26 protein-coding genes, 3 tRNA genes and 1 riboswitch are annotated in these 25,087 nt (G+C 53.8%); of the genes, 24 read left to right on the plus strand and 5 right to left on the minus strand.

Annotated features, from left to right (window positions below; genetic code table 11):
- The 9 genes from PEH01S_RS25240 to map all read left to right on the plus strand — a co-directional run.
- On the plus strand, positions 1–1,389 hold a 1,389-nt coding region (locus PEH01S_RS25240), incomplete at its 5' end, for a D-alanyl-D-alanine carboxypeptidase family protein (RefSeq protein WP_307720123.1).
- A 120-nt stretch (positions 1,390–1,509) separates the two neighbouring features.
- Entirely contained in the window at positions 1,510–2,391 is an 882-nt protein-coding gene (gene pdxS, locus PEH01S_RS25245) for a pyridoxal 5'-phosphate synthase lyase subunit PdxS (RefSeq protein ID WP_025850316.1), read from the plus strand.
- A 39-nt stretch (positions 2,392–2,430) separates the two neighbouring features.
- Positions 2,431–3,021 carry a pyridoxal 5'-phosphate synthase glutaminase subunit PdxT gene (pdxT, locus tag PEH01S_RS25250; RefSeq protein ID WP_127488777.1) on the plus strand — a complete coding sequence of 197 codons (591 nt, stop codon included), beginning with the start codon at positions 2,431–2,433 and terminating at the stop codon, positions 3,019–3,021.
- Positions 3,015–4,295, plus strand: coding sequence for a serine--tRNA ligase (gene serS, locus PEH01S_RS25255; RefSeq protein ID WP_127488779.1), 1,281 nt, complete (start codon positions 3,015–3,017; stop codon positions 4,293–4,295). Before pdxT ends, serS begins: the two co-directional genes overlap by 7 nt.
- 47 nt (positions 4,296–4,342) lie before the next feature.
- Positions 4,343–4,432 (plus strand) — tRNA-Ser (locus PEH01S_RS25260).
- 275 nt (positions 4,433–4,707) lie between these two features.
- A complete protein-coding gene (locus tag PEH01S_RS25265) occupies positions 4,708–5,055 on the plus strand; it encodes a hypothetical protein (RefSeq protein WP_127488781.1) in 348 nt (115 codons plus the stop codon).
- 18 nt (positions 5,056–5,073) lie between these two features.
- On the plus strand, positions 5,074–5,253 hold the full coding sequence (locus PEH01S_RS25270; protein WP_025850320.1) for a hypothetical protein: 180 nt from the start codon (positions 5,074–5,076) through the stop codon (positions 5,251–5,253).
- Between the two features lie 17 nt (positions 5,254–5,270).
- On the plus strand, positions 5,271–5,414 hold the full coding sequence (locus PEH01S_RS25275) for a small acid-soluble spore protein P (RefSeq protein WP_084159627.1): 144 nt from the start codon (positions 5,271–5,273) through the stop codon (positions 5,412–5,414).
- A 515-nt stretch (positions 5,415–5,929) separates the two neighbouring features.
- Positions 5,930–6,673, plus strand: coding sequence for a type I methionyl aminopeptidase (map, locus tag PEH01S_RS25285; protein WP_025850322.1), 744 nt, complete (start codon positions 5,930–5,932; stop codon positions 6,671–6,673).
- A gap of 56 nt (positions 6,674–6,729) precedes the next feature.
- On the opposite strand, the gene PEH01S_RS34780 is transcribed toward map, so the two are convergent.
- Positions 6,730–6,882: a hypothetical protein gene (locus PEH01S_RS34780; protein WP_161782261.1), complete on the minus strand. Its 153-nt coding sequence runs from the start codon at positions 6,880–6,882 to the stop codon at positions 6,730–6,732.
- Between the two features lie 121 nt (positions 6,883–7,003).
- Positions 7,004–7,076 (minus strand) — tRNA-Arg (locus PEH01S_RS25290).
- A gap of 261 nt (positions 7,077–7,337) precedes the next feature.
- Between PEH01S_RS25290 and PEH01S_RS25295 the strand changes: the two genes are divergently transcribed.
- From PEH01S_RS25295 to PEH01S_RS25315, 5 genes are all read left to right on the plus strand, one after another.
- Entirely contained in the window at positions 7,338–10,052 is a 2,715-nt protein-coding gene (locus PEH01S_RS25295; protein WP_164828042.1) for a discoidin domain-containing protein, read from the plus strand.
- A 265-nt stretch (positions 10,053–10,317) separates the two neighbouring features.
- Entirely contained in the window at positions 10,318–10,842 is a 525-nt protein-coding gene (locus tag PEH01S_RS25300; protein ID WP_084159629.1) for an RNA polymerase sigma factor, read from the plus strand.
- The gene (locus tag PEH01S_RS25305) at positions 10,839–11,351 is read left to right on the plus strand and encodes an anti-sigma factor family protein (protein WP_164828043.1); all 513 of its coding nucleotides are present in this window, start codon (positions 10,839–10,841) and stop codon (positions 11,349–11,351) included. The genes PEH01S_RS25300 and PEH01S_RS25305 overlap by 4 nt, the downstream gene beginning before the upstream one ends.
- Positions 11,348–12,481 carry a hypothetical protein gene (locus tag PEH01S_RS25310; protein WP_025850326.1) on the plus strand — a complete coding sequence of 378 codons (1,134 nt, stop codon included), beginning with the start codon at positions 11,348–11,350 and terminating at the stop codon, positions 12,479–12,481. The genes PEH01S_RS25305 and PEH01S_RS25310 overlap by 4 nt, the downstream gene beginning before the upstream one ends.
- Positions 12,478–13,149, plus strand: coding sequence for a hypothetical protein (locus PEH01S_RS25315; RefSeq protein ID WP_127488787.1), 672 nt, complete (start codon positions 12,478–12,480; stop codon positions 13,147–13,149). Before PEH01S_RS25310 ends, PEH01S_RS25315 begins: the two co-directional genes overlap by 4 nt.
- A gap of 83 nt (positions 13,150–13,232) precedes the next feature.
- Here the strand turns inward: PEH01S_RS25315 and PEH01S_RS25320 are convergent, their stop codons facing one another.
- Complete coding sequence (locus PEH01S_RS25320) at positions 13,233–13,715, minus strand: GNAT family N-acetyltransferase (protein ID WP_127488789.1); 483 nt, start codon at positions 13,713–13,715, stop codon at positions 13,233–13,235.
- A gap of 290 nt (positions 13,716–14,005) precedes the next feature.
- On the opposite strand from PEH01S_RS25320, the gene PEH01S_RS25325 reads away from it, so the two are divergent.
- The 4 genes from PEH01S_RS25325 to PEH01S_RS25340 all read left to right on the plus strand — a co-directional run bounded on the left by PEH01S_RS25325 (position 14,006) and on the right by PEH01S_RS25340 (position 17,840).
- A complete protein-coding gene (locus tag PEH01S_RS25325; RefSeq protein WP_127488791.1) occupies positions 14,006–14,626 on the plus strand; it encodes a glycerol-3-phosphate responsive antiterminator in 621 nt (206 codons plus the stop codon).
- Positions 14,623–15,549 carry a carbohydrate ABC transporter permease gene (locus PEH01S_RS25330; protein WP_127488793.1) on the plus strand — a complete coding sequence of 309 codons (927 nt, stop codon included), beginning with the start codon at positions 14,623–14,625 and terminating at the stop codon, positions 15,547–15,549. The genes PEH01S_RS25325 and PEH01S_RS25330 overlap by 4 nt, the downstream gene beginning before the upstream one ends.
- Complete coding sequence (locus tag PEH01S_RS25335; RefSeq protein ID WP_127488795.1) at positions 15,546–16,373, plus strand: carbohydrate ABC transporter permease; 828 nt, start codon at positions 15,546–15,548, stop codon at positions 16,371–16,373. The genes PEH01S_RS25330 and PEH01S_RS25335 overlap by 4 nt, the downstream gene beginning before the upstream one ends.
- Positions 16,374–16,445: 72 nt before the next feature.
- Positions 16,446–17,840: an ABC transporter substrate-binding protein gene (locus PEH01S_RS25340; RefSeq protein WP_127488797.1), complete on the plus strand. Its 1,395-nt coding sequence runs from the start codon at positions 16,446–16,448 to the stop codon at positions 17,838–17,840.
- A 123-nt stretch (positions 17,841–17,963) separates the two neighbouring features.
- On the opposite strand, the gene PEH01S_RS25345 is transcribed toward PEH01S_RS25340, so the two are convergent.
- Positions 17,964–18,037, minus strand: a tRNA-Pro gene (locus PEH01S_RS25345).
- Between the two features lie 115 nt (positions 18,038–18,152).
- The gene (gene tadA / locus PEH01S_RS25350; protein WP_025850333.1) at positions 18,153–18,626 is read right to left on the minus strand and encodes a tRNA adenosine(34) deaminase TadA; all 474 of its coding nucleotides are present in this window, start codon (positions 18,624–18,626) and stop codon (positions 18,153–18,155) included.
- A 349-nt stretch (positions 18,627–18,975) separates the two neighbouring features.
- Positions 18,976–19,064, plus strand: a riboswitch (cyclic di-GMP riboswitch).
- 99 nt (positions 19,065–19,163) lie between these two features.
- Here tadA and PEH01S_RS25355 point away from each other — a divergent pair.
- The 6 genes from PEH01S_RS25355 (at position 19,164) to spoIIR (ending at position 25,056) form a co-directional block, all read left to right on the plus strand.
- On the plus strand, positions 19,164–19,850 hold the full coding sequence (locus PEH01S_RS25355; protein ID WP_025850334.1) for a PilZ domain-containing protein: 687 nt from the start codon (positions 19,164–19,166) through the stop codon (positions 19,848–19,850).
- Positions 19,851–19,940: 90 nt separating this feature from the next.
- On the plus strand, positions 19,941–20,660 hold the full coding sequence (locus PEH01S_RS25360; RefSeq protein WP_025850335.1) for a peptidoglycan recognition protein family protein: 720 nt from the start codon (positions 19,941–19,943) through the stop codon (positions 20,658–20,660).
- A 165-nt stretch (positions 20,661–20,825) separates the two neighbouring features.
- Positions 20,826–21,926: a redox-regulated ATPase YchF gene (gene ychF, locus PEH01S_RS25365; protein WP_025850336.1), complete on the plus strand. Its 1,101-nt coding sequence runs from the start codon at positions 20,826–20,828 to the stop codon at positions 21,924–21,926.
- 172 nt (positions 21,927–22,098) lie between these two features.
- Entirely contained in the window at positions 22,099–23,178 is a 1,080-nt protein-coding gene (prfA, locus tag PEH01S_RS25370) for a peptide chain release factor 1 (protein WP_025850337.1), read from the plus strand.
- Entirely contained in the window at positions 23,171–24,088 is a 918-nt protein-coding gene (gene prmC / locus PEH01S_RS25375) for a peptide chain release factor N(5)-glutamine methyltransferase (RefSeq protein ID WP_127488801.1), read from the plus strand. Before prfA ends, prmC begins: the two co-directional genes overlap by 8 nt.
- A gap of 140 nt (positions 24,089–24,228) precedes the next feature.
- On the plus strand, positions 24,229–25,056 hold the full coding sequence (gene spoIIR / locus PEH01S_RS25380; protein ID WP_127488803.1) for a stage II sporulation protein R: 828 nt from the start codon (positions 24,229–24,231) through the stop codon (positions 25,054–25,056).
- The last annotated feature ends 31 nt before the right edge of the window (positions 25,057–25,087 follow it).

A 25,087-nucleotide genomic window follows, 5' to 3' on the forward strand; every position in this document is an offset into this window, starting at 1 on the left:
ACGGAAGCCCCAGGCTTCCGTTTTGTTTTTGTAAAGCGAAAGAGGCTTGTGGTACAATTAAACGTACGTTATTTTATAAAATTTTTTTTAGGAGTGAGTTGGTTGTTTTTTAAAGTAAAACGCATTTGTTCGATCGTAGCTGCCACTCTTTTGCTGAACGCCACTCTTGTTCTGGTACAATCCGCGTCTGTACAAGCAGCGGATGCCCCAGATTTGAAGCTCAATGTCAGATCTGCGATCCTCATGGAAGCGAGTACCGGGCAAGTCTTATATGAAATGAATGCTGACGAAGCGTATCCTCCGGCCAGTATGGCGAAGATGATGACCGAATACTTGGTGATGGAAGCCATTAAAAACGGAAAAATCAGTTCAACAGAGATGATTACTACAAGCCAAAATGCAGCTGATGTCATCGGTTCCGGTGGTCTGCTGGCTTTGAACGAACAAGCTACGGTAGATGACATGTTTGCCGCGATGTCGATTTATTCGGCCAATGATGCCTCGGTAGCGTTAGCGGAGAAAATTGCCGATACCGAAGAAAATTTTGCCAAGATGATGAATGAGAAAGCAAAACAATTTGGGCTGTCGGACAAGGCTCATTTTATCAATGCAACGGGCTTGCCGAGAGCGGATATGGGGAAATATGCGCCTACCGAAGTGCAAGGCGAAACGATGCTGACGGCCAGAGATGCGGCTCTTATCGCTTATAATATTATTAAGGATCACAAAGAAGTATTGAAATATACGGCAACTCCGTCCAGGAAGTTCCGGGAGAAGGACAAGTCTCCGATGATCAATTGGAACTGGATGCTCGAAGGAAACAAAGATAACACTAACTTTAAGAAGTTTGCATACCAAGGGCTGGACGGGTTAAAGACAGGGAGCACGAAAGAGGCGCTTTATTGCTTTACAGGTACGGCTGAACGCAACGGTATGCGGTTAATTAGCGTCGTTATGGGGGCGCCGAAGGAGCCGGACCGTTTTATCGAAACCCGCAAAGTGCTGGACTACGGCTTTAATAATTTCGAATTCGTTCCGGTGCTGAATGCGAAGCAGGAAATAGAAAATTTGAAAACAGTCAATATTAAAAAAGGCGTTGCTACGGAAGTTCCAGTCGTGACGCAATCGGAACTCAGGATTGTCGCCAAAAAAGGGACACCTAAAGAGCAATTCCAAATCACGGCGGAACCGCTGACGGATGAGAGCAAGCTGGTCGCACCAATTGCCCAGGGGCAAGAGCTCGGAACGGTCAAAGTGACGTATGGGGGCAAAGAATATACGACCAAGCTGGTTGCCTCGGAGGAAGTGGAGAAGGGCAGTTGGTTCCGGTTGTTTTTCCGGGCGATTAAAGACTTCTTCGTCGATATGTTCAGCGGCAAAAAGGGATAAAAACAGGGCAAACGGGTTGTTAATTTGAAGCGCTTGCTGTAAAATAATTTTTTAGTAGTTTGTCCTAATTTCATGTGGCTGGAAGTAATATTAACGATATGTTCCCAGGAGGAATCGGATATGGAAACAGGTACATCCCGCGTTAAAAAAGGTATGGCCGAAATGCAAAAAGGCGGCGTCATCATGGACGTCATGAGCGCAGAGCAAGCGCGCATTGCTGAAGCTGCAGGCGCTTCTGCCGTTATGGCTTTGGAAAGAGTTCCTTCGGATATTCGTGCGGCTGGCGGCGTTGCCCGGATGGCCGACCCTACCATCGTGGAAGAAGTTATGAAAGTTGTTTCCATTCCGGTTATGGCCAAGGCGCGTATCGGACATTTTGTCGAAGCCAAAGTACTGGAATCGATGGGCGTGGACTACATCGACGAGAGCGAAGTATTGACTCCTGCCGATGAAGTGTTCCATATCAATAAAAAGGAATTTACAGTACCTTTCGTGTGCGGCGCGAGAGACCTCGGCGAGGCGCTTCGCCGGATCGGAGAAGGCGCTTCGATGATCCGTACGAAGGGCGAGCCGGGAACGGGCAACATTGTCGAAGCCGTTCGTCATATGCGTATGATCACGGGCCAAATCCGCAAAATCCAAAGCTTGTCGAAGGACGAGCTGATGGCGGAAGCCAAAAACTTGGGCGCTCCTTACGAGCTGCTGCTGCAAGTGCATGAAACCGGAAAGTTGCCGGTTGTCAACTTTGCGGCTGGCGGTGTAGCAACTCCAGCGGATGCGGCGCTCATGATGCATTTGGGCTCCGATGGCGTGTTTGTAGGCTCGGGTATTTTCAAATCGGAAAATCCGGAGAAATTCGCGAAAGCGATCGTAGAGGCTACGACCCATTATACGGATTATGAGTTGATTGCGAATATTTCGAAAAATCTCGGTACGCCGATGAAAGGGATCGAAATTTCCAAGCTGCATGTATCCGAACGGATGCAGGAGCGTGGCTGGTAAGCCGGCTGGAGCTTGTTTTCGGGAAGAAGGTATAGAGGGATGAACATAGGTGTTTTGGCGCTGCAGGGCGCCGTGGCCGAGCATATCCACATGATCGAGAAAGCCGGCGGCACTGGTGTCGCAGTGAAGCGGACGGAACAGCTGGCGGAGATCGACGGATTGATTATTCCGGGCGGCGAGAGCACGACGATCGGCAAGCTGATGCGGACCTATCAATTCATAGATGCCCTACGCGAGTTTTCGCGGCAGGGCAAGCCGCTTTTCGGCACATGCGCAGGACTGATTGTGCTGGCAAAGCATATTGCAGGGCAGGAAGAGGCTCACCTTGGACTGATGGATATCCGGGTTGCGCGCAATGCTTTTGGCCGGCAGCGGGAAAGCTTTGAAACGGATTTGGATATTAAGGGTATCGATCGGGATGTGCGTGCGGTATTCATTCGTGCGCCTCTAATCGAACAGGTGGGCGGAGGCGTGGAAGTGTTGGCGACGTACCGTGACCAGATCGTTGCAGCCCGTCAAGGGCATCTGCTGGCTGCATCGTTTCATCCGGAGCTGACCGATGATGAACGAATGCACGCTTATTTTTTGGACATGGTACGTGAGACGAAGCAGGAGGGATCTCCTTGTTAGATATAAAATTGCTGCGCGCGGATTTGGACAAGGTGAAACAAGGGATGGCCAACCGGGGTAAAAACCTGGAGGAGCTGGACCGTTTTACAAGTCTGGATTTGAAGCGCAGAGAGCTTTTGCAAGAAACGGAGCAATTGAAAAACCGCAGAAACGTCGTTTCGCAAGAAGTGGCGCAGCTGAAAAAAGCGAAAGAAAACGCCGATCACTTGATCGAAGAGATGAAGGTTGTCGGTGACCGTATCAAGTCGCTGGATGAGGAAATTCGGGGGCTGGAAGCCGAGCTGGATACCATCATTCTGGCCATTCCGAATATGCCGCAAGCGGATGTGCCGGTGGGCGGTTCGGAAGAGAACAATGTGGAGATTCGCCGGGTTGGCGAGGTACCATCCTTTTCTTTCGAGCCAAAGCCTCACTGGGAAACGGCACAAGAGCTTGATATTTTGGATTTTGAATCGGCGGCGAAGGTTACGGGCTCCCGGTTTGTATTCTATAAAGGGCTTGGGGCGCGTCTGGAGCGGGCTCTGATGAACTTTATGATGGACCTGCATGCGGACGAGCACGGGTATACGGAGATGCTTCCTCCTTACCTCGTAAACCGCGATAGCCTCACGGGGACCGGACAGCTGCCAAAGTTCGAAGAAGATGTATTCAAGATCGAAGGCTCGGATTATTTCATGATCCCGACTGCCGAGGTACCGGTGACAAACTACCATCGGGACGATATTTTGGCTCTGGAGGATCTGCCGAAATATTTCGTGGCGTTCAGCGCTTGTTTCCGCTCCGAGGCCGGCTCGGCCGGGCGCGACACTCGCGGACTTATTCGCCAGCATCAATTCAATAAGGTAGAGCTCGTGAAGATGGTTCTGCCGGAGCAATCGAATGAAGAGCTTGAAAAGCTGACTGGCGAGGCGGAGAAGGTGCTGCAGCTCCTGAAGCTGCCTTATCGCGTTATGGCGCTTTGTACGGGCGATTTGGGCTTCTCCTCGTCGAAGACGTACGATCTGGAAGTATGGCTGCCCAGTAGCAACACGTACCGTGAAATCTCGTCGTGCAGCAACTTCGAAGATTTCCAGGCGCGCCGTGCGAACATCCGCTTCCGCCGCGATGCGAAAGCGAAGCCGGAATTTGTTCATACGCTGAACGGATCGGGTCTGGCGTTAGGCCGGACGGTCGCTGCGATTCTCGAAAATTATCAGCAGGAAGACGGCAGCGTGCTGATTCCGGAAGTGCTGCAGCCTTATATGGGGAATGTTACAAGGATCAGCAAGAAATAGAGCTTGATAAAGCTTTTTGATTTATGATACAATGCTTGGTGTCACCCGGAGAGGTGGTCGAGTGGTTTAAGGCAGCGGTCTTGAAAACCGCCGTGTTCGTGAGGGCACCGTGGGTTCGAATCCCACCCTCTCCGCCATACATACAAGTATACGACCCCAAATGAGGGGTCGTTTTTTGTATGGTGGAGCAAGCAGGTGGGATGAGAACCCATAGGGTTCGTCAGAGCATAAGCTTCGATAGGGATACATCGCAGTCGGCCGCGAAGCGGACGCATCCCACCCTCTCCGCCATACATCAAAATATGAAACGACCTTGCGAGAGGTCGTTTTTTTGATGGCTTTTTTTGCTGCTTCGTCCTTGGTATAAGAAGGTCGCGGACTTCGCATGTTAACAACCATGGAGGTGTGACTCATGAGTAAAAACGACAGCTTGCAAGTGGACAACCAACGTTTGGCGGAAGCTTGGGCGAGAACGCTGCCGACCGTCTTGAACGCCTCGGACCGTGCGGAAGTGAAGGCGGATGAAGCGGAAGCGAACGTTATTCGGATTCATATCGCGACAGCCGGACGGAGTAATTACAGCTTCGATTTTAAGTGCACGTATGTCGATTCCCGCGAAGTGCAGGTGGAGTTGGTTGACGTTGAGAGGGAAGGTACAACTGTTGACGAGCGGACCGACATTATTCAAACGCTCGTGGACGATTATGTAAGACATATCCACGAGTGCGCCCAGCAGCTTCATGCTTTTACGCATAGCTAAACGGAGGAAGGTCAAATCATGACTCAAAATAAAAGCAGTGTCGATAAAAATTTGCAAAATGTCGTGAAAGATTTGGACAAAACGGCGGTCACCAGCCATCAAGCTCAACAAGTGCAGCAACAAACAAACGATCACCGGCATCAGGATGCCTTAAACCACGATAAGCCGCCTCATGAGCCTATGTCCGATATCGACTGAAGGGAGAAGGTCCAACGATGCCCAAAGATATTCCACAGCCGGTCAATCCTCCAAGCGGCCGGCACAATCAAGAAGAGAGCCGTCAGCCCAATGCCCCCTTGTCCGGTTCGAAAAAAGTAAAGAATCAAAACCATAGCCGCCATAATAACGGTGAAGGATAGCACAAATAAGCCTCTTACAAAAGGTAAGAGGCTGTCGTTTTTATATTACATGGTTATAGATTGTTTTTTTCTCTCTCCACCCTAAAAAAGCATTCATTCAATAACAAGTGAGCCATTTCCTCGCTATCCGTGTATCCGTATAACAAGGACCCGCCTGCTATCGCATCACATACATCGTCCAACATGGTACAAATGGAAATGGAGTATTCATCATAAATGATGTAATAGCAGCTGTTTGCCGGCATCATGTCCACCTCGATTTTGTGATTGAAACCTTATTTTACCATAGACCGCAACAAAAGAGAATGCATTTTTTGCGTGATATTAATCACTCTTTGCGTCATAATGCACATACCGCTGCACGATTTTGTAAACGGGAAGGAGCTTATCTCGACCTGAGTGGCAGGATACGGGGAATCGTCGTAAAATAGTTGGAAACCGACTGTTGTCTGTCGTGCATCGGGTTTCCTCCACGTCGCACGCAATCAATTATCGTCGGAAGGAGGAGTGGTCTGATGATTCATTTAAAATCGCCGCAGGAAATTGCTTTAATGGCTAAAGCCGGCGCCGTATTGGCTCAATGCCATCAAGAAATCGCCAAGATGGTTCGTCCCGGGCTGACGACGCTTGAAATCAACGATTTTGCCGAACGATTCATAAGCGAGCATGGTGCAAAGCAAGTGACTAAAGGCTACAAAGGCTATCCGTTCGCCACCTGCGCATCCGTGAACGATGTCATTGCCCACGGTTTTCCTAGCCAAGAGCCGTTGCAGGACGGGGACATCTTAAAGATGGATATTGTCTGCAGCTACGACGGGTGGATGGCCGATTCTTGCCGTACGTATGCCGTCGGAAAAATATCAGAGGAAGCGGAGCGTTTAATTCGCGTCACGAAGGAGTGCCTGGATTTGTCGATCCCAAAAGCCATTGTCGGGAATCGGATCGGGGACGTCATGCATGTGGTGCAGCAGCACGCTCAGCAAGCCGGCTTTTCCGTCGTTCGCGATTTGGTCGGACACGGTATCGGCCGCGAGATGCATGAAGAACCTTCCTTTGCGCATGTCGGCAAGCCAGGGCGCGGATTTTTGCTGCAGGAAGGCATGGTGATCACGATCGAGCCGATGATCAACGCGGGAAAGCATGAGATGTTTATCGACTTCGATGGCTGGACTGCCAGAACGTACGATGGCAGCCTGTCGGCACAATTCGAGCATACGGTTGCTATTACCCGCAATGGTCCGCTCGTTTTAACCGAATGAAAATGAGAAGAGCCTGCGGCACGAAACGAAATCGTACTGCGGGCTCTTGGCCGTTGTCAAGCTTGCTCGTTGGATTGGTTTTTTGGCGTTTCAGAGACATCCGTCCGTTTGGAAGAGCCCGGTTCACCGGTAGCATCTGTCTTGACATCGTTAATTGCTTCGTTGTTGAAAATGTAGATCTCTTCATCCGTATCGTTCCTGCTGGCCATCGGCGTCACCTCAACGCTAGTATGGCATGAGGGACGTTTTTTATGCACAAAATGCGCAGGTTGAAAAGCAAAAGAGGCCCTTTCAGGGCCTCAGTTATTTCGGATTACGTAAATGTACAAACGTCCCCGAGAGGACTCGAACCTCTATCGGTCCTTTAGGAGAGGACTGCTCTATCCTGTTGAGCTACGGGGACTTGATTCAAGCAATATCCATTATACCATACCGCTCAAAGGGAATAAAGTCGGTCACCGCTGATGGATTGCAGGGCGAAACGAAAAAATATACAGGTAGAGCATAAAATAGCACATCTTCTATGCTGGGAAAAGTTTGGTATGTTCTTTTTGCAAGCGTTTTCTAAAATTCATAGAAATCGGAGGTATGCACAATGGTTTGGCGCAAGTGGATAGGTTTCCCCCTTTCTTTTATCCTGGCCGTAACGATTGGAATACCAGCTGTGAAAACCGAGGCGGCAGAACAGCCTGTCAATCTTGTGCGGAAGAAGCCGGTCCAAACAAGCTCGCAAGCGAGCTCCACCGGACCGGGGACAGCTGCAGTCGACGGCGATGCCTCGACGTACTGGCAGCCCCTGGCGAAAGACCGGGAGGATATGAACGTGTGGATCTCGGCGGATCTGGGCAAGGCGGAAACGTTTAATACATTTACGGTATCTTTTCGGAGTGTGGATATGGTGTCGGCTGTAAGCGCACTTGTATCGTCGGACGGCACAACTTGGGAAGAGGTTGCCTCCAAGAAAAGCGATTTGGCCGTACAGGATCAAATCCGGTTTAAGGATACCTCCGCCCGGTATGTGAAGCTGGATATCACGCTCAGTAAGAACAGCAATATCAATTTGTTCGAATGGGGCGTTTATCGGGAGAGTGGGGACGGTCCCGGACCGAATCCGGAGGAACCGGGCGTTCCGGCGGATTTGGCAAGCGTTTATTTCGTTAAGGAGAACGGGCAGCCTTATGCCGTAAACGAAGCGATTGAGCTGAAGAAGGGCGATTCAAAAACGCTGCCGCTGAATTTGAAGGGAAAGCGAAAGAACGGCGAGATCGTCGACTTGTCCAATTACAATAAAACGTTAAAAACGAATACGAAGTTCATCATGGTGGAACAGAACGGAACCGTCACGGCACTTCAAGTCGGAGCGAGCACGGTGTACACGGAAGTGAAGGTGACTAAGGACCTGACGCTGACTACCCCGGATATTTGGATCTTGGTCAAAGATCCGAACGAGTTTTTGGCGGAAGCGTTGATTGCGAATACTTCGCTCTCTCACCCCCGCATGAAAACGGAGATCGGCCAGCCTGCGGTACTGCAGCCCGGTGACGATTTTCCAGCCGTATCGGTGCAGGCGAATGTGAAGCTGGACGTGAGCGGGAGAGTGGTCCGAAACGGTCAGCCTGTGGCGGTAATTCCGAAAGTAGCTGTGAACAAGGCGGAAACGAAGAACATCACGCTTCCGTTCAAAGCCAATCAACCCGGGAGCTACGAGATCCGGCTGACGCTGGAAAGGGAAGGCTTGCCTCCGGCCTATGACGTGTTCTATTTTATGGCGCTGGATCCGGATGCGATTCCGGGCGGGCAGAGCAGCATTGCATATATGGGGCCTGACGGCAAGCTTGTCTATGTCCCGGACTATAAAGGCAACCGGGTGATCGATTTCTCGAACGCCGGGTATATGGGCGGCGGGGTCCCGATTCCGGATGTACAGGCCCGTGTGGCGGTCGAGCCGGGAGAAGGCGACGATACGGCGCGAATCCAGCAGGCGATCGATGAGGTGTCTCAACTACCGGTCGGACCCGACGGATTCCGCGGAGCGGTTCTGCTGAAGAAGGGTCGCTACGAGATCGAAGGCACGCTGTACGTTCGGACGGGCGGCGTCGTACTGCGCGGGGAAGGGCAGGACGAAGGAGGTACGCTCCTGTTCGGCTCGGGGAATAAACCCCGCAATCTGATCGAAATCGGCTCATCCAAAGGACCGGTCATCGACAGCGCCTCTATGACGGAGGTGACGGACTTGTATGTCCCTTCCGGGGCGAGAACGTTTCACGTGAAAGACGCGAGCGCCTACAAAATAGGCGATAAAGTCATTGTGCGCCGGATCGGCAATGCCCGTTTTATTACTGAAATCGGTATGGATTATATTTACAAACGGCCGGGGGGCACCGTCAGTCAATGGGGGCCGTTCAACCTTGATTTTGACCGCGTCATTACCGGCATTAACGGCAATGAGGTTACGGTGGACGCGCCGCTGGCGAACAGCATCGAGCTTCGTTGGGGCGGCGGACAGCTGTACAAGTACAACGACGACGAGCGGATCGAGAAGGTCGGCGTGGAGAAGATGCGGGTGGATTCGGCTTTTGACCCGTCCGTCATCGATACGACCATGGATAACGGGAAGACCGACCCGTATTATGCCGACGAGAAGCATACCGAGCGCTTTGTCATGATGAACGGCGTGAAAAATGCCTGGGTCCGGGACGTGACCGGTTATCACTTGGCTTATGCCTTGGTGCAAATGGGCCGCAGCGCAAAATGGGTAACCGTGCAGGACTCCAAAGTGTTCGATATGGTCAGCATTATTACCGGTGGACGACGTTACGCTTATTACATTCAAGGGCAGCAAAATTTGGTGCAGCGCACGTATGCGGAGACGGCAAGGCACGGTTATGTGGTGGACAGCCGCGTGCAGGGACCTAACGTATTTCTGGAAGGCGAGAGCCGGATCGACTACAACACAAGTGAGCCGCATCATCGCTGGTCGGTGGGCGGGCTGTTCGACAATATCCAATCCCCGATCATGATCCGGGACCGGGGTTGGCTGGGAAGCGGTCACGGCTGGGCGGGAGCGAACTATGTCACATGGAATACCGAAGGAAAGCTGACGAGCCAGCAGCCGCCGACGGCCCAAAACTACGCAATCGGCCATGTCGGAGAGAAGGTACCCGGATTTTTGCCGAATACGGATTACGATACGCGGCCGCGCAAGGAGGCTTACTGGGAATGGCACGGGCAGCACGTGACGCCGATCAGCTTATATAAGCAGCAATTGAAAGAGCGCTTGGGCGAGCAAGCTCTGCATAATATCGCTTATCGGGCGGTAGGGGGAGGTTCGCTGGATACGCCGATCCCGCAGCAGTCGGGGCCATCTCAAAGCAATTAGAACGAATGGAGCCGTGCGTTAGCGGCTGTAATTCTGAAGCAGATGCTGGTACATGTCGGATTTATCAATTCATAGCAGGTTGCAGGAGCCGGGCGTTGTCCGGCTCTTGTTTTGTTTTCCATTGTTCCCGCCCGGTATGACCGTTACAATAAAAAGATCTTTTTTAAGTTTTATAAAAATAATGCAGGGTTTTGCTTGCCCCGGTTCGTCTATTCGCTGAGAAGGGAGGGGGAGAACGATTACAGAAGAAGCATGGATTGCGCGCATCGTATCGGGCGACGCAGATGCCTTCCGTGAACTGGTGGACAAATACGGAAACTATTTGTTTCAAGCGGTCTACGGGGTGCTGCGTTCTACGAAAGATGCAGAAGACGTCACGCAGGAAGCGCTGCTGAAAATATATGCGTCTCTCCCCCAATACCGATACCAAGGCCTCAAAACCTGGCTCACGCGAATCGCCGTCAATAAAGCAATCGATTTCAAACGGTCGCAGGACCGCAAGAAAGAAGACTTAACGGATGACTGGGAGGGACGCACGCCTCCCGAACCGCTCCAGAGCAGCCCCGTAGAGACACAGGTCATCCGACGCGAGAGAAGCACGTATGTTCGTGAACGTCTCGATCGTCTGCCGGAAAATTACCGGGATGTCGTGGTCGCTTTTTATATTGAGGAAAAAAGCTATCAACAGATTGCCGAAGAGCAGCAGGTTGCGATCAAAACGGTAGAATCGAAGCTGTACCGGGCGAAGCAATATATGCGGAAGGTATGGAAGGAGGAGGAGTGGGAATGAATCAACACAGGCCGCTGAATATCTGGATGCAGTATGTGAATGATGAGTTGCCGCCGGAAGAAAGGGAGCGCTGCGAGGCGCATCTGGACGGCTGCGACACCTGCTTGGAGCTGTACATGGAGTGTATCGGGCAAATGGCTGCCGGGCTGCCGGCACTACCGGATTCGGACGCATTTGCAGCTGCCGTCATGCAGCGTTGGACGGAAGAGCAGCCGCTTGCTCCCAGGGCCGAAGATGATCTCGCGAACCAACCGCCAGAGCGCAAACGGCGTATTCCCTGGACGCAGAGTCCCTTTTTCCATTATGCTGTTGCTGCGGCCATCACGCTGCTCTTAATGAGCACCGGCGTGTTCCAATCGCTTATGGGCCATCCGGAGCCCGGCCGCATGTCCCATTCCGCTTCGGATCGGGCGGAAGCCTACGTTCCATTCTCCGAAATCTTGCTGGAGAAGACGATTGGCATACTCGATTCCATCCAACCGAAACATGAAAGAGGAGGTACCCGATGAACACATATAAAAGTCCGGTGGCGGCGTTCCTGCTGTCGTTCATTCCCGGACTGGGCCATTTGTATATGGGGCGCATATTCCGGGGGTTGGTGTACGGGTTTGGATTTTTTGGCCTGGCGCTGCTGACGTTCTTGGTCGCTACACAATCTAGGGGGAACGACGCGTTCTTAATTTTGTTAGTTGCCCTTGCTATTGCCGTCATTAATGTCTTCGATATGGTATTTTTCCTGCTTACCCGGGGCGGCCGTCCTCCTGCGAGCCGGCAATCCCACCCCGGGGAAGGCCAGCCGTATGGACCTGCAGATGGAAGCTACCGGTCTTGGCCGCATGATGCCGCAGCCCAGATGAACGACCGTTTTCGCACTATAGCGCTTTCTTTCGTTCCGGGGCTCGGCCATCTCCACCTCGGGCTTATGCAGCGCGGGCTTGGCTTTATGGTCTTGTTCTTCGGGCTGACGGTGCTGATCTTCTTCCTCAGCGTCATTACGCACCGCGACGTATTCCTCGTATTTCTCGGCGCTCTGCCGGTCATTTGGCTGTACTGCATGTTCGACTGCGTGCAGCAGTATGGACGGAAGGAGCGGGGAGAGGTCCTGACGGACCGGACGATTTTTGAAGAATTTCAAGAGACCCGGGAGTCGGGCAAGAAGAATAGAACGCTGGCTACGCTGCTCTCGATTTTCCCCGGGGCCGGGCATATGTACTTGGGCTTGCAAAAGCGCGGCCTGCAGCTCATGGCGGCCTTTCTGTTCTGCATCTATATCATGGATGTGATGCGGCTGTCGCTGTTCATGTTCCTGATTCCGATCCTGTGGTTTTTCAGCTTCTTCGACGCGCTGCAGATGGTATCCAAGAGCGGCCGCGAGGAATTGAGGGACGTGCCGGTCGTCGATTGGCTGCTGCACCATCAGCGGTGGCTCGGATACGGGTTGCTTGCGCTCGGGGGGTATTATTTGCTTGATCGCGTGCTGCTGAGCGCGCTGGATATTTGGCTTCCGGAAGAACAGCAGCGGCGGGTCATGCGTTGGTTCGACCAGTATTTGCAAACGTTCGTCATCTCGGTGCTGCTGATTGGCGGGGGCATTCGGCTTCTGCTCGGAAATAAAAAGGGCAGGGGGGACCGCTCATGAGACCATGGCGCGTAGGTACACTGTCTATGGGACTGTCGCTTATCTTTCTCGGTGTCGTGCTGGTAACGGCCCAACTGAGGGGGCTTGCCGCGTACGATACGCTTATGGCTTGGTGGCCGCTTCTGTTCGTCCTGCTCGGGCTTGAGATCATCGTCTATTTGTTCGTCGCACGCAAGGAGAACGGCGGGGTACGCTACGATTTTATCAGCGTGTTTTTCGTCGGCGTGCTGTTCTTTGGCTGCTTGGGCTTCACCCTGTTGTCCGGCCTTGGCGTCATTGGCGAAGTCCGGCACCTGCTTAGCGAAGTGGAGCGGACGGTCGAACTGCCGGAAGCCAAAGAGGCGGTAGCGGCCGAGGTGAAGCGAATCGTCGTGCAGACGGCGGGCCAGCAGGTGAAGGTGGACAAAACGTCCGGTCAAACGGTGCATCTGTTCGGCAGCTACCGGGAGCGAGTCGCGAATGACGGAGGAGAGTCCGTCCCGCAAGACAAGGCGTACTCCATTCATACCATCGGCGATACGATGTATGTTCAGCTCCAGCAGCCGCCTGTGCGGCGGGGCTTTCATTCCGACTATCCGGATATGAGCGTTACCGTGGTGCTGCCGCAGGATATCCAAGCGGAGGTGCGGGACAGGTACCACAACCCGATTGAGATTACCGGGTCATAGAAAATGGACCGATTATTTACGGTCCACTAGCATTTGAGCCAGCGGCCGTTTCTCCAAAAGCTGAGGAGAAGGCCGCTGTTTGTTTATGGGGCCGATCGAAAGGTTTGAATGGGACCTTCCCAATCGTCTCTTGTAATCTCTTCATAGCTGCCCTTCGTGTATTCATCAATGATCCGTTTCCAGAACATCTGGGCCGGCACGTTCTCCTCCATTTGCGCCACTTCCCATTGACCCGGAAACCGGTTAAATAAAGCAAAAGCCATTTCACGCCCGACACCGTGACGGCGGTATTTTTTCATGACAAAAAATTCGGCGACCGAATACACCCGCTCATCCGACCCCAGCTCCCGAATCAAGGCCAACCCGGCCAGCTTCCCGTCCACATGAACGAGGAAAGCGTGTCTTCCTTCCTCCGTCCAATAATGATCCAGGTACGGATATTCGAATAATCCGTGCTCGTTCACGTCTTCCGGATCAAATTCGGTAAAATCATACTTATACAGCTCCAGCAAATTTCGCACGACGGATTTTTGCTCTACCGCGGCTTTAGAAACGACAATATCCATTTCAGCTCTCCTTTTCCATAATCATGAAGCTCCCCATTGTTATTATAAATGAAACGGTACGGAAAGAACGATTATAGTTATTTTCTCTTGTTGTCGATGCCCGCGTTAACAATATCTTTAGACCCGGTTAAACTTGCTCTAACATACGAGGGGTATGCTGTAACCGAACAAGTAAATCAATCCGATAGGTTGGAGTCATGGAGAAACCTTAATTAGATTTTTTCACGAAGCTGCAGGGCGGGAAAAGTCTATTTAAGGTTTTTTTGTGTCAGAAAGGCGGGCTGAGCGATATGCGGGATCTGGATTTTTTGGAAAAACTGCGTCGAAGCCGGATCATTGCATCCGTTAAGGAGCACAAGACGCTGGAGAAGGCCTCGAAGGCCCAGATCGGCGCCGTGGTGCTTTCGATCGGCAACATCGGCAATATTAAAAGCTTTGTGGACCTGTACAAAAAGAACAGGATTCCCGTATTTCTTCACGTAGAACGGCTCGGGGGACTAAGTCAAGATAGCGAAGGGATGGCCTTCCTGGCCAACTGCGTCAAGCCTGACGGCATTGTTACGACGAGGAATCAACTGATCAAGCTTGCCAAGAAGGAGGGCCTGCTTACGATTCAGCGGGTGTTTTTATTCGATAGCGATTCGGTCAAATCAGGCCTCAAATCGGTGCAGGAAACCCAGCCGAATGCGATCGAGATCATGCCTGCGCTATTGCCGGAATATATTCGCGTGTATCGGCAGGAGACGAATATCCCGATTATTGCAGGCGGTTTGATCCGGACCCGGGATCATATCAAGGAGGCGCTGCAAAGCGGGGCGGTAGCCGTCTCAATGGGGACGCATGAATTGTGGAGGGAGCCCATCGGCGAAGAGCTGCCGAACGGCAGCCCGGGAGAGGAGGAATGCAGATGAATCCGGACGCTTCTTACGCTTCCAAGCCGACGTTTAAAGAAGCCGCCCGCAAGCAGACCGGCAGCAAAATCGGACGGAGGCTGAAGCCCTATTTGTTTATTCTGCCGTGCATCGTATTGTTGCTTCTCTTCAACTATTACCCTTTTGTCAAAACGATGGTTTTGGGCTTTACGCTGGTGGACATGCTCGGCAATCCGGTGGAGTTCGTGGGGCTGGAAAACTTCGTCGAAGCATTCCGGGATGAGCAGCTGCTCCGGGCACTGCTGAATACGCTGAAATTCACCATTCTGACGGTGCCCGCTATGCTGTTGATCACGCTGACCTTGGCGCTGCTGGCGGAGAAGGTGAGGAAAGGCAGCCGTATTTATCAAGTGATGTTCGCTTTGCCAATGGCCGTCTCCATGTCGTCCGCGGTTATGATCTTCCAACTGCTTATGAACCCGACGATCGGGATGTTCAATTATATCACCGGCCTGGACTTGAACTGGTTCGGCGATGAAACCTATGCGCTAACGGGCATTGCGATCATTTCGGTGTGGATGAGCATCGGGTTCAGCTTCTTGTTTTTGCTGGCTGCCCTTAGGAACGTCCCGCAGGAGCTGCTGGAATCGGCCGAGATGGAAGGGAGCGGCTACATGCAAAAGCTCTTTCGAATCAAGCTGCCGCTCATCTCGCCGACGTTGTTTTTTCTGCTGTGCACCGATTTGATCGGCTCCCTGCTGGTGTTCGGTCCCGTCTCGATTCTGACCAAAGGCGGGCCGATGGGCGCAACGGAGACGATGGTGTACTGGATGTACACGGAAGCCTTCGAGAAAGGCAAGTATGGATACGGAAGCGCTATCGCCGTCATCATTTTCTTCATCGTCATGATCTTTACGCTGATCACCTTCGCATACGAGAAAAAAGGGGTGCATTACACATGACGGCATCGAAGCGGCTGTACGATTGGGGAGTGACCGCAATCTCCATGCTGGCGGGCCTGATCGTCATTTTCCCGCTTGTTTATTGCATCGGAGTCAGCTTGATGAGCCCGTCCGATCTCGGTTCTTACCCGCCCAGACTGTTTCCGAGCACGTTATTCCTGGATAATTACAAAACGGTATTCACCTCGACGCCGATCTTCATGTTTATGTGGAACTCGTTCCTGATCGCGGTTGTCGGCACCATTGGCCGGCTCATTACAAGCAGCTTGGCGGCGTACGCCTTCGCGTTTATGGAATTCCGGTGGAAGAAAGGGTGGTTCCTGCTCATCCTCGGGACGATGATGATCCCCGGGGATATGCTCATCATCACCAACTATATTACGGTCGCCCAGATGGGGCTGATCAATACCTACGGCGGCGTCATGATCGTCATGCTGGTGGCAGCGGTGTTCATGTTTATGCTGCGGCAGCACTTTATGAGCGTGCCGAGGGATTACAGGGATGCGGCGTTTGTGGACGGCTGCGGGGATTTGCGTTTTTTTGGGCAAATTTTGCTTCCGATGTCCGTGCCCGTTTTATCTTCAATCACGATTACATCGTTTATCGGTCTTTGGAATACGTACCTGTGGCCGCTGCTGGTGACGAATTCGGAGCAGATGAGAACGGTGCAGGTCGGCATCACGATGCTGCAATTCCCGGAAGGGATGGTGTACGGGCCGATTATGGCCGGTGTAACCGTGATCCTCATTCCGTCCGTCTTGGTCTTCGTCTTCTTTCAGAAGCAGCTCGTCTTCGGCGTCACATCGGGCGGCTTGAAAGGATAAGAGAGGCCCGGTATTCGACCGTAATTTGTAAGGGACAACCTACATAGCCCACTACCTGAGGAGGATAACCAAATGAAAAAGCCCATCATCACCTTAGTCAGCATATTGACAGCCCTTAACGTATTGACCGCATGCGGTGGCGGCGCGAATCCGAGCGCCAAGGCGACGTCCGACAGCAGCGCAGCTCCGTCGACGAGTGCCGGACCGGTGAACCTGACCTTCTGGCACGCGATGGGCGGCGCCAACGAAGAGGTCGTCAAGAAAGTGGCTCAGACCTTCAACGATACGGTCGGCAAGGAAAAAGGCATCGTCATTACGCCTGTCTTTCAAGGCAGCTACGGCGACTTGATGAAGAAAGTAAGAGCCGCGGTGCAGGCCAAGGATGTCAAAAACTTGCCGGACATCGTGCAGTCTCCCGCTTCGGAGACGGCTTATATGAAGGATATCCCTTATGTGATTCCGGCGCAGACGTTGGCCGACCAAGATTCTTCCTTTCGCATAGCGGACCTGGAGCCGAATGTCGTCGCCTCCTTCAGCTACAATGGCAAGCTCATCGGCGTGCCGTTTGCCAACTCTACCATTTTGCTGTACTACAACAAAAATTTGTTTAAGGAAGCCGGGTTAAATCCCGAGCAGCCGCCGGCGACGATCGACGAGATGGGGCAGTTTGCCGCCAAGCTGACGAAGAAGAATGGTAAGCAAACCAGCCAGTGGGGCTTTTCCGGAACGCCGGACTTGTATCATCTGTCCAGCTGGATCGGCATGCAGGGAGGCTATATCGGGAATAACAAAAACGGCCGCGCCAATACGATGACCGCCGTGGAATTCGACTCGAACGGAATGATGAAGAAATTTATGACGGAGTGGAAAAAAGCGGTCGCTTACGGCGGAATCCAGACAGGAACGGAAACGAATCAGAACGAAGAGTTCGCGGCAGGCAAGCTGGCTATGTTCGTGAATTCGACTGCCGGGCTCAAAGGAGTGCTGAACGCCGTCGGCGGGAAGTTCGAAGTCGGAACGGCGTTCCTTCCGAAAGTAGGTCCGGACGACAAGGGCGGCGTGGCGGTCGGAGGCTCCGCATTATACACGATGGACCGCGGCGACAAAGCCAAAATCGATGCGGCCCGGGAATACATGAAATACAGTACGTCTGCGGAAACCCAGTTTGTCTGGCACTCCGGGACGGGCTATTTCCCGGTCAACTTGAAGACGTACGATCTGCCGGACATGAAGGCGCATTTGGATAAAAATCCGCTGTTTAAAACAGCGATCAACCAGCTGCATGCTTCCTCGCCGGATACGCAAGAGCCGATGAATGCGGTATCCAGCGAAATCAGCACCGCGATGAAAGAAGAAATTTTGGCCTACGTCAACGATAAGAAGGACATCGACAAGGCCATCGCCACCATGACCACCCGAATCAACAAAGCGTTGGCGGATTATAACCGGGCGAATAGCAAGAATTAGCCTCGTAATGAAAAAGAGCTTTGGAGCCGGATAGGAAGCCGGGTCAAAGCTCTTTTTCAGTCGATTCCGTAAAAAAATAAAAAAAATTGCGGTCTCATGACCGCAATTCTTGTTTTCAAAGTATCGAGACGACAGGATTTGAACCTGCGACCTCTTGGTCCCGAACCAAGCGCTCTACCAAGCTGAGCCACGTCTCGTCGGTGTGCCTTAGCACGAAGCTTTTTTATTCTACCACTGTCCTAAGAAAATGTAAAGAGGACGGCCTCTTTTTTTACGCCACAAATTGTGGCAGCGCATGCTAGAAGCCGTTAGTTACTCTTTTCCCCGCAGCTTGCGGAAAAACTGCGTCAGCATCGTTCCGCATTCCTGCTGCATCACCCCGCCGATTACTTCGACCCGATGATTGAACCGGTCCTCTTGAAGGAGATTCATCAGCGTGCCCGCGCACCCGGCTTTCGGGTCCGGGGTACCGAATACGACTTGGCTGATTCGGGCTTGCACGATTGCACCTGCGCACATTGGACAAGGCTCCAACGTAACATAGAGCCGGCAGTTCAGCAGACGCCAAGCTTCCAGATGCTCGCTCGCTTGCTTAATCGCGATCAGCTCGGCATGCGCTAGCGGGTCCCGCGTCGTTTCGCGGACATTGTGGCCGCGGCCGATGATCTCGCTGCCGAGCACGACGACCGCTCCGATCGGCACTTCGCGTATCGCTTCCGCTTTCTGCGCTTCCTCGATCGCGGCTTTCATAAAAGGCAAATGTTCTTCCCATAAGGCTTCGGACAAACTGGACACCTCGATTAGCGTATGTGTGCACACTGCGTTCTCGAACAAGTATTCGTTGTTAACACGCTGTGGATAAAATTGTGGATAAAAGACTCTATTTTCAATTCATTGTAGATAAATTAAGTCGAAAAAGCAAGAAATAAAACGAATCTCGCAGTTATCCACAGACTGTTGAAGGTGTGAATAGCAAAGTTATCCCCATTGTGAATTATTAAGCAAAAATGAAGTTTAGCGATACCATTGAACGCTGATGGGGAATCGGTAAACTAAATATAGTATGGATTAGGCAAAATGTCCTATAATTCATTGTTTTTACATATACGATAAATGATAGTAAAGTATTGCAACCATTCGTTCATGGCAAACCTGCTGAAAGGCAGCGACGCAAAGCTTAGGGTCTAAGGTCCGCAGACGGACTACGACAGCCTGGCCGCCGAAAAGATGCGGAATTCGCCGGCTGTTTCTTCCGTTACGGGGGAGGCGGCCTTTTTTGCGCCAAGGACATCACTTAAAAAACCAAGGATGGTGACGTAACGGATGAACAAACCGGCTGTTTCCGGCAAGCATCTTGATCAATCCAAAGAAAGACACCGCAGCACCGGCACAGTTATGCTGAACAGCCGAATCGCAGTGGAGAAAGAGAAATTCGTATCCACCGGAATATTGACATACGTCGAAGGGGATATTCTCGAAATCGAAATGACGGAATACAAAGCATTCGAATTGGGCGATGCGGTCAAACTGACGATTTATTCGCCGGGAGGCTTTTCCCCGTTCGAGTCGACGGTCGTTGCAAAGGATCAGGGCGCGGTCATGGTCCTCATTCCGCCCCAGCATCAGAACCGGTTCGCGGAAAAGCGCGAGCATCCCCGTGTCGAGGTGAATCAAAAGGGAGCTCTCGTTTCTTACCGCAACGAAGACGACTCTTGGCAGGTCCCGGAAGGGCAAATTCCGCTCACCGTTAAAAACATCAGCCTCAGCGGGATAGGTTTCATTATCGAAGAACCCGTCGAGCTGGATCGGGACGCGCTGGTGCAGCTGCATCTCGATCTGGGCTTCTCCATGCACTGTCGTGCGGAAATTATACGGACGGAGCCGATGGAGTTCGGCTGTTATTACGGGGCCCATTTCGTCGAGCTTGCCGCGGATAAGGCCAATTCCCTGCGCGCATTCATCTTGAAAAAACAGGTGGAGGCACATTTTGCGCTGAAACGGGAAGAGTAAAAAAGGCGCCATCTGCATCGGCAAACGCGCCGGACCGGTTAGTAACTTGGAGCATATCATAAAGATAAAAGCTTCGAGGTGGTGAACAGCATGGCGTTTACGATGAAATATGAGATCGTTCCCCGGTATTTGACGGGGCCGAGCCAACGCCGCCCGGTTCTTGCTCTGGACCCGTGCCGCTTCATGGTGGCGCACGATACGGGCAATCCCGGTGCGACGGCTGCAGCCAACGTAGCGTATTACGAGCGGACCCGAAACGACATGTCGGCTTCGGCGCATTTGTTTGTGGACGACCGGGAGATTATCGAGTGCATCCCGTTTTTGACGGGGGCTGCGGAGAAGGCGTATCACGTCGTGTATAACGTAACGACGGACAACATCCGTTACGGTGCGGATGCCAATGATGCGGCCGGTGCGGTCGAGCTTTGCTACGGGGGACGCATCGATTTGGGCGAAGCGTATAAACGGTACGTTTGGGTATTGGCTTATGCCTGCTACCGGTACGGCTTGAATCCCGGGACGGACATTGCCGGCCATTACATGCTCGATCCGGCACGGCGCACGGACCCCAGGGAGCCGCTGAGACTGCTTGGGAAGACCTTCGACGATTTTTTGCAGGACGTGGCGGACGAGTATGCTTCCAGCGTTACGCCGGACCCGCCGGATGCGCCTCTCAGCGTGGAGGATGCGAACAACCTGATCCGTTTTTTGTCCGCGTCGTATTTGGCGATTGACGATGCGGAAGGCCAGGCGGAATTTCACCGGCTGGCGAACGAGCTCAGAAAGGCTTCCGGCCAACCGGAAGAGTAGGGGACAGCGAGAGAACGGAGCGAATATGCGAAATGAGCCGGCCTTGCGGAACGCGAAGCCGGTATTTTTTGCTGTGCGGGCATGAGGTGACACAAAGGCCGGTTGTGTAGTATAATTTTAAGTTAGGAATTTGCTTAGAAATACACTGAAGGAGTTGTCCTTTTCATGGCATTGAAAGCAGGGATCGTCGGACTGCCGAACGTTGGCAAATCTACGTTGTTTAACGCGATTACGCAAGCCGGTGCGGAGTCGGCGAACTACCCGTTTTGTACTATAGATCCGAACGTCGGTGTCGTCGAGGTGCCGGACGAACGTCTTGAGCGGCTGGCCGAGATCGTCAATCCGAACCGCATCGTGCCGACGGCATTCGAATTCGTCGATATTGCGGGCCTGGTCAAAGGCGCCAGCAAAGGCGAAGGACTGGGCAATAAATTTTTGGCGCACATCCGCGAGGTGGATGCGATCGTACACGTCGTGCGCTGCTTTCAGGATGAGAACATTACCCACGTCTCGGGCAAGGTCGATCCGATCAGCGACATCGAGACGATTAACCTTGAGCTGATTTTGGCGGACGTGGATTCCGTCGATAAGCGCATTGAACGCTCCCGCAAAAACATGAAAGGCGGGGACAAAAAGTACGCGCAAGAGGTAGAAGTGCTCGAACGGATCAAAGAAGCGCTTTACAACGATAAACCGGCCCGCAGCGTGGAGCTCAGCGACGAAGAGAAGCTGCTGATCCGCGATCTGCACCTGCTGACGATGAAACCGGTGCTGTACGCGGCCAACGTGAGCGAATCGGAAGTGGCCGACGCCGAGGGCAATCCGTACGTGCAGACGGTACGCGAGTACGCGGCGCAGGAAGGCGCGGAAGTCGTGCCGATCAGCGCCAAGGTCGAATCGGAGATCGCGGAGCTGGAAGGCGAAGACAAGGCGATGTTCCTCGAGGAGCTGGGGCTGCAGGAGTCCGGTTTGAACCGGCTGATTAAAGCGGCCTACAAGCTGCTTGGCTTGTATACGTATTTTACCGCCGGCGTGCAGGAAGTACGCGCTTGGACGATCCGCAAGGGCACAAAAGCCCCGCAAGCGGCGGCGGTGATTCATACGGACTTCGAGCGCGGCTTTATTCGGGCGGAAGTCGTCGGCTACGAAGATTTGATCGGGTCCGGCTCGATGAATGCGGCGAAGGAAAAAGGACAGCTGCGTCTGGAAGGCAAGGAATATGTCGTTCAGGACGGCGACGTCATGCACTTCCGTTTCAACGTATAGCGAGGCCGGACTGAGGGACTTGAGAGACCGTCTCTCGCTTCGGCCGCGACTTCGCGGTGGAACGGAGAAAGGAGCGGCAGCCGGAAGAAAGGCTGTAAGCTCCACGGGAGCTGCAAAGGAACCGGAACGGGCAAACTTACGAAAAACGGAATAAAAGAAAGGGTGAATGACGATGCTGGACCGGCTTCAAGCCTTGGCCGACCGTTATGAAAAGTTGAGTGAGCTGCTGTGCGACCCGGATGTTGCGGGGGACGCGAAGAAGCTGCGGGAATATTCCAAGGAGCAGTCCGATCTGCAGGAGACGTACGACGCCTACATGGAGTATAAAAGCGTCTCCGAGCAATACGAAGCGGCACGGGCGATGCAGAACGAAAAGCTTGATGACGAAATGAAGGAGCTCGTGAAGATGGAGCTTGACGAGCTGGCGGAGCGTAAAACGGAGCTTGAGGAACGCATCAAGGTGCTGATGATGCCAAAGGACCCGAACGACGATAAGAACGTCATCGTGGAAATCCGCGGTGCGGCCGGCGGGGACGAGGCGGCCTTGTTCGCGGCGGACCTGTACCGGATGTATACCAAGTTTGCGGATGCGCAGGGCTGGCGGACAGAAGTGCTTGACGTGAACATGAACGATCTCGGCGGCTTTAAGGAGATCATCTTCATGGTGAACGGCAAGGGCGCTTACAGCAAGCTGAAGTTCGAGAGCGGGGCGCACCGCGTGCAGCGCATTCCGACGACGGAATCGGGCGGGCGCATTCATACGTCGACGTCGACGGTAGCGGTTATGCCGGAGATGGAAGACTTCGACATCGAGATCAACGATGCCGATATTCGCGTCGATACGTTCTGTTCGAGCGGCGCGGGCGGGCAGTCCGTCAATACGACGAAATCGGCCGTGCGGGTGACGCATATCCCTACCGGGATCGTGGCGACCTGTCAGGACGGCAAGTCGCAAAACTCGAACAAAGAGAAGGCGCTGCAGGTGCTGCGCGCTCGTATTTACGACAAGATGCAGCAGGAAGAGATGGAAAAATACGGTGCAGAGCGAAAAAGCAAGGTCGGTACGGGCGACCGCTCGGAGCGAATTCGGACATACAACTTCCCGCAAAGCCGGGTGACCGATCACCGCATCGGCTTGACGTTGCATCGGCTGGACGCCGTGCTGAACGGCGATATGGATGAGATCATTTCAGCGCTGACGATCGCCTCGCAAACCGAGCAGATGGAAAAAGGAGAATACGCCGGTGCGTGACGAGCGGCGGATAACGATACGTGAAGCCTATGCCGAGGCTTCTTCTTTTTTGCGGCAGCGCGGGGTGCGGGAACCGGAGGCCAATGCCTCCCGGCTGCTCGAGCACCTGCTGGGCGAGAGCCGCAGCGGGCTGCTGCTGCGCTGGCCGGAGCCGTTCCCGCGGGAGCGGGAGGCGGACTGGCAGCGGCTGTTGGAGCGCAAGGCGAGCGGCGAGCCGGTGCAGTATATCATCGGGGAGCAGGAGTTCTACGGGCTCCCCTTTACGGTGACGCCGGCGGTGCTTATTCCGCGGCCGGAGACGGAGCTGCTGGTCGAGCAGGTGGTCCGGCTCGGGCGGCAGCTCTTCGGTAATGCCGCGGACGGGCCGGGTGCCGGGGGTGTGGCTTCGCCGACGGTCGCAGACGTCGGCACAGGCAGCGGCGCGATCGCGGTGAGCCTCGCGGTGCAGTGCCCTTCGTGGCGCGTGACGGCGTCGGACATCGCGCCGGACGCGCTTGCGGTGGCGCGGGTGAACGCCGAGCGCAATGGGGTGGCCGGGCGGGTCGCCTTCGTGGAAGGGGACCTGCTCGGCCCGTGGATCGAGCGCGGCGAGCGGCTCGATCTGGTGGTGTCCAATCCGCCGTACATCCCGGAGGCGGATGAGGCGGGGCTGCAGCCCGAGGTGCGGCTGTTCGAGCCGCGGACGGCGCTGTACGGCGGAGCGGACGGGCTGGAGCCGTACCGCCGCCTGACGGCGCAGCTGGGCGAGCTGCCGGGGATGCCGTCGCTGGTCGGCTTCGAGGTCGGCCAAGGGCAGGCGGACGAGGTGCGCCGATTGCTGGAGTGGGCGGCCGATTGGAACGAGGTGCGGATCGTGCCGGATTTGGCAGGGATCGACCGGCATGTGATCGCTTATCGAAGCAAGGAATAAGCATGATAACAGGCAGGACGGCTTACAACCGCTATGCAAGCGCGGGGCGCAGAACTTTATTTTCCGGCCAAGTATAAACTCTCTCAAACCCGAGCATACTGACAACTAGAGATGCTAGAGTTCGAGAGGGGCTGTACAGAATGGTCAAACGGTTTGCATGGAAACGATATGCATACTTGGCTTTTGCGTTAATGGTGATGCTGGCCTGTTGGGAAACGAACCGTTCCAACGCGATGCTGGTTACGGCGGAGCGCGAAATGGAAGCGGGGAGCTCGATTCCGAAGGAAGCGATCCGTCTGCGCATTCTGGCCAACTCCGACGCTCCGGCCGATCAATGGGTAAAGCGCGAAGTGCGCGACGCCGTGATGGAGCGGATGAAAAGCTGGACGAGTGAGCCTCAAGGAATCGAAGCGGCCCGGCAAACCTTGCGCGACCATCTGCCCGAGCTCGATAAGCTCGTCGGCGAAACGCTGCGCAAGAACGGTTTTGATTATACGTATCGCGTGGAACTGGGGATGGTCCCGTTCCCGGCTAAAGTATATAACAACGAAGTGTATCCCGCTGGGGAGTATGAAGCGCTGCGCATAGCCATCGGCGCCGCCGAAGGGCAGAACTGGTGGTGCGTGCTGTTCCCGCCTTTATGCTTCGCAGACACGGGTGTCGTGAAAAAGAACAGCACGGCGTATGCCGCCGCTGCGGAAGAGTCTGCGGAAAATGGCGGAACGGCGAAAGGCGAGCATGCCCCGCCTTCGAAACGGGACGCTGCCGAAGCGGGAAAGAAAGATAAGTCAGAGGGCAAAAAAGGAAGCGCCGGAGGCGATCCCAAGGTGCGGAACGGAAAAGCGGCGGACAGCGGCAAGGCTCCCGTCCCATCCAAGGCTCAACCGGAAGCCCAGGATGCTCCGCAGCCGGAAGTGCGCTTCCTCTTATGGGATCTTATGAACAAAGTCGGCTCGTGGTTTGCCTGATGCGGCGGCCCGTCCGGGCCGGTCTGTCAGG

The organism is Paenibacillus ehimensis NBRC 15659, assembly GCF_004000785.1.
GTDB lineage: Bacteria > Bacillota > Bacilli > Paenibacillales > NBRC-103111 > Paenibacillus_G > Paenibacillus_G ehimensis.

Bases quoted from the DNA above. Each gene is read 5' to 3' on its own strand.
- PEH01S_RS25315 (WP_127488787.1), top strand. From the start codon at position 12,478: ATGAGACCATGGCGCGTAGGTACACTGTCTATGGGACTGTCGCTTATC.
- pdxT (WP_127488777.1), top strand. From the start codon at position 2,431: ATGAACATAGGTGTTTTGGCGCTGCAGGGCGCCGTGGCCGAGCATATC.
- PEH01S_RS25320 (WP_127488789.1), bottom strand. From the start codon at position 13,715: ATGGATATTGTCGTTTCTAAAGCCGCGGTAGAGCAAAAATCCGTCGTG.
- PEH01S_RS25310 (WP_025850326.1), top strand. From the start codon at position 11,348: ATGAACACATATAAAAGTCCGGTGGCGGCGTTCCTGCTGTCGTTCATT.
- spoIIR (WP_127488803.1), top strand. From the start codon at position 24,229: ATGGTCAAACGGTTTGCATGGAAACGATATGCATACTTGGCTTTTGCG.
- PEH01S_RS25305 (WP_164828043.1), top strand. From the start codon at position 10,839: ATGAATCAACACAGGCCGCTGAATATCTGGATGCAGTATGTGAATGAT.
- PEH01S_RS25270 (WP_025850320.1), top strand. From the start codon at position 5,074: ATGACTCAAAATAAAAGCAGTGTCGATAAAAATTTGCAAAATGTCGTG.
- PEH01S_RS25355 (WP_025850334.1), top strand. From the start codon at position 19,164: ATGAACAAACCGGCTGTTTCCGGCAAGCATCTTGATCAATCCAAAGAA.
- PEH01S_RS25340 (WP_127488797.1), top strand. From the start codon at position 16,446: ATGAAAAAGCCCATCATCACCTTAGTCAGCATATTGACAGCCCTTAAC.
- PEH01S_RS25330 (WP_127488793.1), top strand. From the start codon at position 14,623: ATGAATCCGGACGCTTCTTACGCTTCCAAGCCGACGTTTAAAGAAGCC.
- PEH01S_RS25335 (WP_127488795.1), top strand. From the start codon at position 15,546: ATGACGGCATCGAAGCGGCTGTACGATTGGGGAGTGACCGCAATCTCC.
- prfA (WP_025850337.1), top strand. From the start codon at position 22,099: ATGCTGGACCGGCTTCAAGCCTTGGCCGACCGTTATGAAAAGTTGAGT.
- ychF (WP_025850336.1), top strand. From the start codon at position 20,826: ATGGCATTGAAAGCAGGGATCGTCGGACTGCCGAACGTTGGCAAATCT.
- pdxS (WP_025850316.1), top strand. From the start codon at position 1,510: ATGGAAACAGGTACATCCCGCGTTAAAAAAGGTATGGCCGAAATGCAA.
- PEH01S_RS25265 (WP_127488781.1), top strand. From the start codon at position 4,708: ATGAGTAAAAACGACAGCTTGCAAGTGGACAACCAACGTTTGGCGGAA.
- PEH01S_RS25325 (WP_127488791.1), top strand. From the start codon at position 14,006: ATGCGGGATCTGGATTTTTTGGAAAAACTGCGTCGAAGCCGGATCATT.
- PEH01S_RS25275 (WP_084159627.1), top strand. From the start codon at position 5,271: ATGCCCAAAGATATTCCACAGCCGGTCAATCCTCCAAGCGGCCGGCAC.
- PEH01S_RS34780 (WP_161782261.1), bottom strand. From the start codon at position 6,882: ATGGCCAGCAGGAACGATACGGATGAAGAGATCTACATTTTCAACAAC.
- map (WP_025850322.1), top strand. From the start codon at position 5,930: ATGATTCATTTAAAATCGCCGCAGGAAATTGCTTTAATGGCTAAAGCC.
- PEH01S_RS25360 (WP_025850335.1), top strand. From the start codon at position 19,941: ATGGCGTTTACGATGAAATATGAGATCGTTCCCCGGTATTTGACGGGG.